Raw genomic sequence first — 14,560 nt, forward strand, 5'->3', positions numbered from 1 at the left:
CCATGCGCCAGAAAGCACTGCCACGTCTCTTCCTCATCGTTTCTCTCCTGCTGGCGCACGCCTTCGCCCAAGCCCAGACACTGCCCAACCCGATCGTGCTGGAAAAAAATATCTCCGTACACTCCAGGGCGCTTGAGATTTTCTGGACACCCGCTCCTTCCGAAGAACTGGACCATTACGCGGTGTACGTGTCCAATGCGTCCATTACCGACGTGTCCCGGATGACTCCAGCCGTCAATACCACCACGCCCTGTGCTCTGGTTGCCGGCCTTGAAGAGAACGCCACCTGTCATGTGGCGGTAGTAGCTGTAAACAAGAACGGACAGTTCGATCCGAAGGTGACCTCGGTCAGGACAACTCTGGCTCCGAATTATCTGTTCCGGGACGAATTCGACGCCACCGGGACATCCGCCGCATACTGGAACCACTCCTATGACAATGCCAGATGGGTTGAGGCGGACTTTGAAAACTCCGCCCTCAATGTGCGCAGAATCGCCCCGGCAGGAGGAGGATGGAACAAAAGCATCTATGAAAAGGAACTGCCGGATGCTCACATCGTCAATGTGGAAGGGAAGATCTACTGGAAGGATGAGACGGAAAAACGCAATGTCTCAAGCATCTGCCTGATATTTCTCGATCAGGACAGAAAGGAAATCAACAGAATCGGGTACTATGACACCTGGGATTCGCACTCCGGCAGCAAGTGGTACACGGGTGCAGGAGTACAGCATGACTCGCTTCCTCTTTCCGGGGAGGCACATATCCGCGTCTCAAGACTGGGTGACCGGCTGCAGACTTACTGGAATGGCGAGCAGATCTTTGAATGGGCCGAAACCAGACAGCCCAGATATATCCGCATCGAAACAGCGGCATACAATGGCCATGTCTTCGGAGGCGTGGGCATCGACTATATCCGCGTCGAAGGGGTGCCGCAGGCCACTCTCCGGGTGGAATCAAGGGAAAACGCGGCCAGAATCTCCTGGCCCGGTCTGTTCACCTCGGAAGCCAGAGGCTACCATCTGTACCTCGGCAACAGCACTAAACCCATCTTCCTGGCCCCGGAAACCCTGAGCTACGACTGCGATCTGAAAAACCAGCCGTCAACCCAGGTGACCATCGCCGTGCTCAGCCAGAACGGCACAGAGGGCGAACGCCATACCACAAACGTGGCCCGGCTGCTTCCCAATCCCGTTCCGGGCACAGAGGAAGTAACCGCGTTTTCCCGCGCCCTGTCTCTGGTCTGGCAACCCAGCCAGCCCGCGCATCTGGTGAGCCGCTACAATGTCTATATTTCAGGCGACCCCATCACCGATGTGACCAACCTCACTCCCGCCGGTTCCACCAGGGAGGCCCGCTTCACGCGCTACGATCTGGAGCCGGGAAGGACCTGGCATGTGGCTGTGGCGGCCGTGAATATAAACGGCCACCTGAATCCGAAAGTGACCTCGGTCAGGACAACTCTGGCTCCGAACTATCTGTTCCGGGACGAATTCGACGCCACCGGGACATCCGCCGCATACTGGAACCACTCCTACGACAATGCCAGATGGGTCGAGGCGGACTTTGAAAACTCCACCCTCAATGTGCGCAGAATCGCCCCGGCAGGAGGAGGATGGAACAAAAGCATCTATGAAAGGGAACTGCCGGACGCCCACATCGTCAATGTGGAAGGGAAGATCTACTGGAAGGATGAGACGGAAAAACGCAGTGTCTCAAGCATCTGCCTGATATTTCTCGATCAAGACAGAAAGGAAATCAACAGGATCGGATACTATGACACCTGGGATTCCCACTCCGGCAGCAAGTGGTACACGGGCGCAGGAGTACAGCATGACTCGCTTCCTCTTTCCGGGGAGGCCCATATCCGTGTCTCCAGACTGGGTGGCCGGCTGCAGACCTACTGGAATGGCGAGCAGATCTTTGAATGGGCCGAAACCAGACAGCCCAGGTACATCCGCATCGAAGCAGCGGCACACAGTCACCATGTCTTCGGAGGCGTGGGCGTCGACTATATCCGTGTCGAAGGGGTGCCGCGGTTTATGGGCCTTGAACGCCCCGCAGTGACCGGTACCCGGCTCATGGGCAAGCCTGTTGCAGTCCGTCCCGGCAGCAACCTGTCCGACGTTCCCTTCGTGACCCTCACCGGCGCCTGCCTGCCCGGTGCACAGGTCTGGGCTGGAGGTCAGCTCATGGGCAAAACCAGTGAAACCACCTGGGCCGGGAATGCCACTCTGGACAGTGGACAGAACCAGCTGGGGATCTGGCAGATTCGCAATTTCGACATGAGTCCTATGCTGTACGTGGATGTCTTTGCGGATTTCACCGCTCCGGGCGTGTCGTCGTTTTCTCCGGAAAATGCGGCGCGTATCAACGTCAGACCAGAGCATATCCAGGCCCTTGTACGGGATATCAGCGAACTTGACCTGCGGGCGTCCTCTCTTGCCTTATCCCTGGATGGAACATCCATACCGGGCCGCACAGGCTGGAACGCCACCACATCCGTCCTGTCTTTCACTCCTCAGGCACCTCTTAAAGACGGCCGCTATCAGGTCAATGCCACAGTACAGGATTCTCTGGGGCACAAGGCCCAATACTCTTCCGTCTTCAGTCTGGACACGGAACCGCCTGCCGCACCAAAGGCCGAGGCCTATCCAAAGGTAGTCCATCATCCGCAGTTTACCTTCCGGGGGACGAAAAACGCCGGAGACCTGCTCTTTTTCGAGAACATGCCTTCAGGCGACAGCTCCGGCGGCAACATGACTCTGGACGACCAGATTGCTGACACCACCTGGGAGCATACGGTACGCCTTGCGCCCGGCAACAATACCTTCTCCGTCCGGCAACAGGACGATCACGAGAATGTCTCCGAAGCGCTGATTCTTGATATCCGCTACGAGGACGGCCCGCCCGTACCTCTGACCAATGCCACAGCAGAGTCTCTGGCTTCAGGAACAAGCCTTTTGTTTTCCTGGAACTACGATGAATCGGCTTCCGGAGATATCAAGGGCTATCATGTATATCTGGAGCTCACGCCCATTTCCGCCCTGCGCGGTCTCACGCCCAGAAAAACTGTTCCGGCGGGAGTCTTCAACGCCACCATCGACGGACTGAAACGCGGTGTAACCTACCACTGGGCTGTTTCGCCCGTGGATACCGCCGGTCAGACCGCCGCACGATTCGCCTCCGGTGCGGTAAAAACCCTGGATTCAGAGCCTCCGGCGGATATCACCGGACTGAACGTGGAACATATCCCGGGCGGATTTATTCTGACCTGGCCGAAGCTTGAGGCGGACGACCTGTACCGGATCCATGTGCATATGAATGGCCGCGAAATCGCCGTGCTGCCGGGCAATGCCACCAGATACGAGGTCAAGGGCCTTGACCCGGACACGAACGTCCAGTTTTCCCTGCGGCTGGAAGATATTTCCGGCAACATGAGCCCCGGTCTTGTCCACAACGCCACAACCATGCTGGCCCGGCCAACAGTGCTGGGTGGCGAGGTCTTCAGCGGACTGGTCCGCGAGGGAGTCCTGAACGCCGCCAGCAGCACTACAGTCAACCTGAACGGCACCGCTCCCGGAGAACGCGTGATAATTTCCGGTGCAGCCCTGACCCTGAACGCCAATGCCACTATCCGGAGGGTAGGACCAGCCAGACAATATACCTCCATACAGGCGGCAGTGGATGCGGCAAAAGACGGAGACGTCATTTACATTGATAAAGGAGACTATCCTGGAGCTTTGAATATCCATAAATGGGTCAGTATTATCGGACTCGGAGAGTATCCAGAGGATGTTACTATCAGAGACAACCCTGGAAATGTATATGCAATTGATTTTAGAACATCAACTTTATTCAATAATCAAATTTATATAGAAAATATTGAAATCAGAAAGGATCATAACACAAATCATGGCTCTGGAATTATATCTTTTGTTGGGTCTTCTGGAAACGGATCAATATGTTTCAATAAATGCAAATTAATAGGAAACAACATAACTGTTATCCTTGGACATATGCTTAATGGATACACTACAAAAGCCATATTCAAAAACAGCTTATTCTACGGAAATTCTAATTTCTATTATAACTGCGTCACAGAAAATTTTTCATACTCAAAAATATTCAGCGAGACAACAGACACCCCCTTCAGTGACTACGTAACCCAGCCCACTCCGGGCTATGGCCCGGAGTACGGCCAACGCGTGGGTTTCAGTGCTGAAGGCCCTGTGGTGAATGGCAGGTGGGCGCTGCCCGTGACCCTGCCCCAGGGCAACTCCACGTTGGAAGTACATGCCGTAAACGGTGCGGGTAACCGCAGCCCGTCTGTGCCCCTGTCCTTTTACGTGGACTCTCTGGCTCCGGAAATCGTTGCCTCCACCCCGGCCAATGGTACGGCCGTATCCGCCGCATCGAGCATAGTGCTGACTCTTGATGAGGCCACCGCGCTGGATACAAACGCCAGCAGCATTGTTCTGGAAAGCGGCAACTGGACCATTCCCTGCTCCTGGAGCGTCAATGCGAGTGAGCTGACCATCCGTCCGTCCTTTGCCCTGACTGACGGCTCCTACCGGTTGAAAGCCACTTTGGCCGACACCTTCGAGAATCTTGCCAGCAACACGCTGGAGTTCTCCATTGATTCCACCCACCCGTCGCCACCAGTGGTCGTGCCGCTGCCATCGCCCGTGACGCAGCAACGGGTGACGGTGACGGGCACCAAAGGGCCGGGCGAAGCCATTCTGCTGAACGGCCGCGAAGCTGTCCCGCACACCCCCTCCACGGAATGGAGCGTGGAAGTGGAACTGGCCGAAGGACTGAACACTCTGTCTTTCACAGCCAGGAACAGGGCCGGCAACATCAGCGAACCAACCCGCCTTGATCTGGTTTACGACAATGTCGCGCCCGCCCCCATAACCACGCTGCGCGCCGTCCCTCAAGCCAGCGGTACGGATATCATCATTTCCTGGACCTATCCCGAACCTCTGGATTTCAAGGAATACCGGATATTCGTATCCACGAAAGCCTTTGAAGATATCGCAGGCCTGACTCCACGGGAAATTCTCGGGCCGGGTTCGGAAAGTTTCAAGATTTCCGGCCTGGAACGGAATATAACCTATTATCTGGCCGTGGTGCCTGTGGACACGAGCGGCCATTTCATCTCCCGGGTCACACCTGTGACGGCCCGGACCAAAGACACCCTTTCTCCCGGTCCCATCCGGCCGGGGCAGGTACAGTCCCGTGCCGACAGCCTGACATTTACCTGGCTGCCACCGGAAAATGATTCTCCTGGCCGCTATCAGATCACAGCCGCCGGGAAAAAGCCGGTCTGGATCACTGAACCGTCCTTCACCCTGACGGGCCTGAGCCGGGAGGATGTGGGTAAAATCACGGTTCTTCCCGAAGATGCCGATGGCAATGTGGGCGCTCAGCCCGTAACCCTGACCGGACATACCTGGTTGCGCAATCCGGGCAATCCGGCCATCGCGGCCCAGGGTGACGGCTGGGTGCAGCTGGCCTGGAAGCCGGTGTATAAGCCCTATCTCAGCCACTACAATGTTTATACCACCACCAACGCCTCCATAGCCGGAGTTCCCGGCGGAGCGGACACCCGTCTCATGACCCTCGCCGGACGGGCATCTTCCGAGTCGCTCAAGGTGGCAGTGGAAAACGGCCGGGATACATATCTGGCCGTAACCGCCGTGAATAAAAGCGGCGGCGAGGACCCCGTAAGCCGGACCGTCTCCGCGCGGACCGCCGCAGATACAACAGGGCCGGAAATAGCCGTTACAGCGGCCTCGGGAGGAACAGCCACAGAGCTCGATGCGGTTCCTCTGACCGTAAGCCGACCCGTGACATTCACCGTGCGCGCCACGGATCCGTCCGGAGTGAAGCTGGTGGAATTCATGGTGAATGGTCTGGTCCGCGCCCGGCAGACATCTTCCTTTTCCTGGACTCTGTATCCGGCGGAACTGACCGACGGCAACCATACCCTGACCATCCGCGCCCACGATCTGAAGGACAACACGGCCAGCCGGGGCTTTACCCTGACTGTGGGCCTGACCGCTCCGGGGCGTCCGGTCATCACTCTGCCCGCACCGGGCACGGTCACCAATAATCCGCGGGTAGTGGTGACGGGCCGGGCCGGGCCGCTGGAAATGGTGCATCTGGCCGTGGACGGCACGCGGCAGACCTCTGTTTCCGCAAACGTGAACGGACTTTTCTCCGGCACCGTGACCCTGACAAACATCAATTCCACGGGCGTCCATCATATCACGGCCAAGGCTGAAAACCGCGCAGGCCAGAGTCAGGACAGCCTGCCCGTTTCCGTGATTCTGGATGAGTCCGCTCCGGCGCCGCCGGTGGGTCTCAGCGCCCTGCCCCGGCCGGAAGGGCGGATTTTCGTATCCTGGAACCAGGCTCAGGGCGCTCGCTACGAACTTTACCGGGCCGCCAGTTCCTTTGAGTCCCCGGCCGGAGCTACCCGCATCCACATGGGGACAGGCACATCCTTCACGGATATGCCGCCCGTGGACGGCACATATTTCTACCGGATCCGGCTCATGAACTCCTCGGGCAACTGGAGCCCCCTCTCGGAGCCGGTCCGGGCATTGTCGGACCGGGTGCCGCCCAGGGCCCTCCAGATCCGCTACAGCGCCGAGAAGGCAGAAGGCGGCCGTGTCGGACAGGGCGTTCTGTCCGTGGAAGTCGATGTGGACGAAACGCTCTCCGCACCGCCTTTCCTGAGCCTGACCGTATCCGGCGAAGCACCCATGCTCTTCGCTCTGGAACCTCTCAACGCCACCCGCTGGACGGGCCGCATCACTCTGCCCGCCGGACTGACCGGTATGGCCCAGCCCGTATTTGCGGCCTATGACGGTGCGGGCAATGTGGGCGCAGACATCGTGGACCATGCGCCCTGCTTCATCGACACAGCCGGACCGGCCCTGACGGACATTCTGACCAGCCCGGCCGCGCCCATCCACAATCCGGGACACGCCCAGATCCGGGTGACTTTCGTGCTGGACGAAGCCCCGGCCGCCACGCCCCGTTTCCGCTACCGCCTGAACCAGGCTTCCGGCCCGGTGGAGAACCTTGTTTCCGACACCGGACGCACCACCTGGCACGGCTGGCTGCGCCTGCCACCCGCCGGTCCTGCCGGAGCCTTATCCTTCGAGTTCGAGGCTGAGGACAATCTGGGCAACAACGCCACGCGCATCACAGCCGCCAACGCCTTCGAGATATACAGCGGAAATCTGCCGCCTTTGCCTGCACCGGGAAATCTGCGCGCCACGCCCGGACCGGGCGGTCTGGTCCGGCTGGAATGGGCGCCCGTGCCCGGAGCCTGCGGCTACCGCATCGCCCGCCGCTCGGCCGGAACGGATTTCGTGGAAATAAACGCCACGACAGACACCAACACCACAGATATCCCGCCTCTGGACGTGCCATACATCTATGGCGTCTCCTCGGTGCGCTGCGTGAACGGCGAAGAAGCCGTCAGTTCCCGAAACACGGTACAGATTCTTCCGGACCGGGTGGCTCCTCCCGCGCCCTCGGAGCTTGTGGGGCAGGTTGCGGCCAACGGCATTTATCTGCGCTGGACCGCCCCGGCCAATGCCACCGATGTGGCCATGTACCGCATATACCGGGGTCTGGAGGCCGACCCGGCAAAGGCACGGGACATCCTGTCGCGCATTCCCGTGACCCACACCGTGGACACCACGCCGTCCCTGACGGAACATTATTACTGGGTGGTCAGCGTGGATGCCGCGGGCAATGAATCGCCCGTGTCCAACGAGGTCTATGTCTCGCCCAGGCTGCTTCCTGTGCAGAACCTCGCCGTGAGCCGGCTGGACGATGCGCCGCCGGTGCTGACCTGGACCCATCCGGCCCCGGATCTGGAAGGTTTCAACTGCACCCTGTCCACCTTCGGCGTGGAGACGAACCTGCATGACGGGCTGCTGGCCGAAAGCAATTTCACTGACTCCCGCGCCGGACGCGGCGAGCGCCGCTATCTGCTCCGGGCCGTGGACCGCCAGGGTGCGGCCAGTCTGGGCCGTGAAGTCGTCCTGCCCGATGTGGAGCTGGCTTTCCCCGAAAACCAGCTGCTGCGGCGCGGAGTCATGAACGAGCTGACCTTTGTGGTTGCCAACCGGGGAAACAATGAAACCATGCCCGGCGCACGGCTCATTCTGGATATGGCCGGGGGCCGGCTCATGTCCGGAGTCTTCAGTCTGGACGCCGGTGCACAGCGGGCCGTGGGCGTCATTGTTCCCGGTCTGGAAACCCTGAATGCCACCCAGCCTTTTACCCTGACTCTGGAGTACCCCCGCGTCTCCAGAGAAACAGTGCGCGTGTCGCGCTCCCTGTCTGTTCCCGTGGAAGACGGCAGCCTCGGGCTGCGTCTCACACCGGAAAGCTTCACCCGCGGCGGCTTCGGTACGGCCCGCTTCGAGCTGACCAACGGGGGCAAGGCCGCCATGGACCTGATCACGGCCGGACCGGGCGGCTCTCCCAGCCCCGAAATCAGCCTTATTCTGGAGGACAAGCTGGGCAACGTGCTGGCCAGAACGCCTCTGACCCAGACCAGCGGCGACATGATCCAGGTCGCGGCGGACGGCCGGTTCATTGCCCGCATCCCGGCAGGCCGGACCTTTGTCTCGGCCCCCATGACCCTGTCCGTGCCCGTTCTGGTGCCCGACAATCTGGTGGCGCGGCTTGTGATTTCACGCCTGCACGCCCGTCTGGGTCTGCCTGAGGCCGTATCGCTGAAGGGCATGCAGGGCGAGGTGCCGGTACGGCTGGTGGAAACGCCTTATGCGGGCGAACTGACATCCATTTCTCCCGAACGCGTGGTTCCGGGCAAAGCGGTGCTCATCACCGGCCGGGCCGTGGACCGGTCCGGCCAGCCTCTCGCCGGCGCACGCCTGAATCTGATCGTGGAAAGCCGTGGCGTGGAACGCCTGCTGCCTGTGGTTACGGGCACAGACGGCGTTTTCACCCAGGCCGTGACTACCCGTGAAAACGATGCCGGAGAATATGCCGTGCGGGTCATGCATCCGGACCAGTCCGTCAAACCTGTGCACGGTCGTTTCTGGGTGGAAAGGCTGTCCGTTGACTACAACCGCTTCCGTCTTCAGATACTGCACGGCCAGGAGCGAAACATTACCATCCGGGCCACGGCGGCGCCGGGCACCGTGCTTTCGGATCTGCGCCTGGAGCGCGCCCCCGAGGATCCCCTGCCTCAGGGCCTGACCATCACCCCCGCCCCGCCCGTGGCCGTTCCCTCCGGAGGGCAGGCCGCCGTGAGCATGACCATCGCCGCGGACAGGACCGCTCCCGAAACCGTCACCCTGCTCTATCATCTGGTCAGCGGTCAGGGAGCTTCCCGCCGGGTCTGGCACGACATCCGGCTGGACATCCAGTGCGCCGAGGGCAGGCCGGCGCTCTTCTATGCGCCGACACACGTGGCCACGGCCATGAACCCCGGCGGCGAGGCGGGAGAGCGTCTGGTCATCACCAACAGGGGGTTCGCCCCGGTGGAACTGACCATCCGCAAGGTTTCCGGCCCGGAATGGGTCCGCCTGCGCTCATCCGAAGATCTGGGGTTTATCGAACCCGGACAGTCCAGGGATGTGCTTTTTGCCCTGAATCCGCCCGCCGCCACGCCCACAGGCCAGTACGACACCCGCTTCGAGGTCCGCGGCGGCGGTCTCACGGCGCAGTATCAGGTATTCGTGACGCTTTCGGCTTCCGGCCGGGGCGACGCGAGCTTCAAGATCATCGACGTGCTGACGGGCACGGCCGACGAACAGGGCCGGATCAGGCCCGGCGTGCCCGGGGCCTCCATCACCCTGACGCACGAGGAAAGCGCGGCCAAGGTGAACGCCGTGACCGACGCCGGGGGTAACGCCCGTCTGGAAAACCTGCCCGTGGGGCCGTACCAGTACCGGGTCCGCAAGGCCGGGCACAAGGAAGGCACAGGCCGCATCTGGATTCGTCCCGGCAGTCTGGCCTACACCGACGTGTTTCTGGATTCCAGTCTGGTCACGGTGGAATGGGAAGTGCGCGAAATCACCATCGAGGACCGCTACGAAATCATCCTGAACCCCATCTTCAACACATCCGTGACCGAAGTGGCGCGGATCGTGGTTTCGCCCATGTCCCTGACCCTTCCGCCCATGCGGGCCGGACAGGAGATGAACGGCGAAGTGACCCTGACCAACCAGGGCGATCTGGGCGCCCAGAAGCTTGCCCTGAGCATGCCCGGCGAGAACAGGTATTTCCGCTATGAACTTCTGGGAGAAGTCCCGGAGAATCTCGGGCCGCGGCAGACAGTCACCCTGCCCTACCGCGTGACCTGCCTGAAGGATTTCGCTCCGGACGACTGCGTGCGCCTTCAGGCCCAGGCCGGGGTAAGGTACATGTTCCTGTGCGTGAACGGGCATGAAAGCTGGCAGGCCACGGGCTGGGTATGGTACGCCAACCATGGTCTCTGCCAGGCTCCTCCGTCCGGCCCCGGAGAGTATTCCGGCGGCGGAGGCGGAGGCTATGGCGGAGGCGGACCAGGCGGCGGCCCGGCTATTGTTGCTCCGGCACCGGCGCCCCAGCCCATGGGCGGCAAATGCCTGCCCGAGCCCCCGGCCTGCGAGCACGGAAACTGCCCGCGGCCGGACACGGAAGACGGTCCCGGACCACAGCGCGCCCCGCGGCCGGAATTCGATCTGGGCGAAGTGCGCCTTGGCCCGAACCTCTCGGCCGCCCCCGCCCCGTGGCCCCGGACAGAGCCCCCCGCTCTGGCGCCGGCCCACGACAGCGACCGCCTGGTGCCGGAACCCGGAGCCCTGCGCCGGGACGGCGTGGAATACCGCAAGACTTCAGTGAACGCCGATACATGGGTGAACGGGCCCTATGTCATCAAAAAGACGGACCAGGGATATCTCTGGACCGGCCTGCGCGGCCGCTTCAGACACTACGACGCGGACGGCCGCCTGACGGCGGAAGGCGGAAGACTCGGCGTGAACAGAAGCTGGAAGCGCGACGCAGACGGCCGTGTGACCCAGGTGCTGGACTCCGCAAACCGTACCCTGGCCGAGCTGAAATATGCGGGCGAAAGCGTAAGCATCACGGACCGGGCCGGAAACGTATCGAAGATCGTCTACAAATCCGGCCAGGTGGAACGCATTGTCACGCCCCAGGGCGAGACGGGATTCGCTTACGTCCGGGGCAGACTGGCCTCTGTTGCATATCCGTCCGGCCTTGCCGTCAGCTATGCCTGCGACGACTACGGCTATCTGCGTCTGGAAAAGGATAATGCCGGTCTGCACCGTGTCTTTGACTACAACTACGACTTCACCAGAAAGCTCTTCTACACCTCCATCCGCGAGGGCAGCCGCACGGATGAATACTGGTACAACAGCCAGGGTGAAATGGTGCGGCACAATGTCAACGGCAAGACGGAAAAGGCAGTTCATATCGAAGGCATGGTTCACACCGTGACCGGTGCCGCCGGAGAAAAGACCGTCAAGGAATATGACAATGCGTGGAATCTGCTGCGCGTCATCCATCCCGACAACTCCGAAGAAAAGAGCGAATACAACGCCTTTGGCCAGCCTGTGCGCCGCGTGGACCCCGCCGGAACGGTCACCGCGTACGCCTATGACGCTTCCGGAAATCTGCTGAAGATGACCGAGGCCCAGGGCACGAACCTGGAACGCAACAGCACCTTCACCTACGACGCCCGGGGCAACCAGCTCACGGCCACACGCGGCAGGGCCGTGACGCGCATGGAATACGACGAGTGGGACAATCCGGTCCGCCAGGTGGACGCCGCAGGCGTGGAGACCCGCTTCACCTACGACGCCCTGGGCCGGGAACTGACCCGCACGCGCGCCGGAGCCGTGTGGAAGCGCGAGTACGGCACGGACGGACGTGTGGCCAACTCAACGGACCCGCTGGGCGCGGTGACCCGCTTTTTCTACGACGCGGGCGGGAATCCGGTGAAGACCGTTGACCCCACGGGCAATGCCACGGAAGCGGGCTACGACCCGGCCGGCCGCATGATGAACGCCACCGATGCTCTGGGCGAAGTGACCCGCTTCACCTACGACAGTCAGGGACGCCCGGCCTCCCGCACGGACGCCGCCGGTCAGCGGATGGAATATGCCTACACCCCGCGCGGGGACCTGGCCCGGACACAGGATCCCGCCGGGGTCGTGAGCATGACCTACGACGCCCCGGGCAAAGGGTGCTCCAGTTGCGGCGGCAGTGCCGCGGGCAGACCCGTGCGCGTGAACTACCCCACCTTCTCGCGGCTCTTCGCCTATGACGGACTGGGCCGCACGGTCCGCGAAACCGATGTCTTCGGCCCCAAAAACGAGACCCGCGGCGCAAGCTATGTCTACGACAGGGCCGGGCGGCTGGCTGAGAAACGCAAATGGGCGCACGATCCGGACCTGACGCACCGCGTCACGAAATACGCCTACGACAGGCTGGGACGGCTGGTGCGGGAAACCGACAATCTGGGCCAGGCCACGAACTATGGCTACGACACCTGGGACAACCTGCTGGCCCTGACCGACGCCAAGGGGCAGGTCACGCGCTTTGCCCACGACGCCGCCGGACGCACCGTGTCCGAGACCCGGCCTCTGGGCGGAACCACGCGCTATACCTACAACGCCACCACCGGGCTGCTGGCCGAAAAGCTGGACGCCCGGGGCGTGAAGACGGCCTACGCCTACGACCAGATGGGCCGCGTGGTGGGCGTGGACGCTTATGCCGGCGGGCGGACAGAGCCCGGCCGCAGGGTGCGCCTTGCCTACGACCAGATGGGACGGCTGGTGTTCCATACCGATGGTCAAACCGCCGGAGCCTTCACTTATGACGCCCTGGGCCGCAAGCTCACGGAAACCGTGGACTACGGCTCCTTCAACAAGACGAATACCTATGCCTGGCAGGCCAACGGGCAGCCCGCCGCATTCACCGGCCCCGACGGTCTGGCCCGGACCTATGCCTACGACACGGCCGGGCGGCTCACGGCCATGAGCGTGGGTACGGGCATGGTCACTCTGGACGACTTCACCTGGACCGCGCCGGGCACCATGACCCTGCCCGGCGGAACCAGACGCTGCTTCGGATATGACGGGCTCCTGCGCGTGACCAGTATCAACGCCACCAGCCCGGCCGATGCCCTGATCCAGAACTACAGCTATACATACGATGACGCGGGAAATATCCGGAAAAAGGATACCGAGCACGGGGCCTACGCCTACAGCTATGACAAGCTGGACCGGCTTACAGGCTCTGATAATCCGCACTTGAGCGATGAAAGCTTTACTTACGACGCGGTAGGTAACCGCTTGTCTTCTGCGGCAGTGAACGGAAGCTGGCTGTACAATGAGAACAATGAACTGCTCCAGGCCGGGAACAGGGCGGAATACAAGTATGACGCCGCCGGGAATCTGGTGGAAAAGAAAACGCCGGAAAGAACACTGCTCTTTGAATACGATCTGGATAACCATCTCTCACGTGTTGCGGACGGCAACAACGCCACAGTTGCGTCCTATGGATACGACTTCCTGCGCCGCAGAATCTGGAAAGATGTGCGCGGAGTGAAAACCTTCTATCACTATTCCGACAGCGGCCTTGTGGCCGAGATGGACTCCAATGGAAATACATTAAAGAGTTACGGATACAGGCCCGGCTCACCATGGGGAACAGACCCGCTATTCATGCGGGAGAATGGGAAAAACTATTGGTATTTGAATGATCATCTGGGAACACCGCAGATAGTTGTAGCCGAAAACGGCGGAGTTGTCTGGAAGGCGCAGTACCAGGTGTTTGGCAAGGCGGAAGTGTCTTCAGATGCTATTGTTACTAACAACTTACGCTTTCCGGGACAGTATTATGATGAAGAAACAGGATTACACTATAACTGGAACAGATATTATGATCCGGAGAGTGGCAGGTATAGCCAGACTGATCCGATTGGATTGCTTGGTGGATTGCATCTATACACTTACGTTACAAATAAACCCAGTTCTCGCATTGATCCACAAGGATTAGAATTCGGTGATTTTCATTACTATAGAAACTGGGGTGGCCCAGGATGGACTGGTGGGAGATGGACTTCTTGGGATAAAATGACTGAAGAAGAGCGGAAATTCTGGAAAACTGTGTATGATAAAGGATTTCGTGAGCCTATAGATGATCAAATAACAAGAGGATATCCTGTTGATCTTCAGGATTATGCGTATATGCGGCATGATATATGTTATGGAGAAGCTCGAATGAGGCATACAGATTGCCCGCCAGAGGTTCTCAGAAACGCGCTGAATCAATGTGACACAGATTTGATAAATGATCTTCTGAAGCTTGGTTTTTCGGGTCACGATATCTCATTTAAATTACATAAAGTTGGCTCGCTTGTCGCTTTTCCTGCCCAGAAAGCCTGGAGAAACAATCAAGATGAATGGGAATATTATTACGAATATGGGGAACGGATTCCAGGTCACGAGGGGCCAAGAGGGGTTGGACTCACATTTAGGTTTTGATGTGGGGATTT

General features: G+C 60.3%; 1 protein-coding gene. It reads left to right on the forward strand.

Annotated features, from left to right (window positions below; genetic code table 11):
• Positions 1 to 2: 2 nt before the first annotated feature.
• Entirely contained in the window at positions 3 to 14,549 is a 14,547-nt protein-coding gene (locus AXF15_RS00800; protein ID WP_066601976.1) for an RHS repeat-associated core domain-containing protein, read from the forward strand.
• The last annotated feature ends 11 nt before the right edge of the window (positions 14,550 to 14,560 follow it).

The sequence above is a fragment of the Desulfomicrobium orale DSM 12838 genome (assembly GCF_001553625.1).
GTDB classification, from domain to species: domain Bacteria; phylum Desulfobacterota; class Desulfovibrionia; order Desulfovibrionales; family Desulfomicrobiaceae; genus Desulfomicrobium; species Desulfomicrobium orale.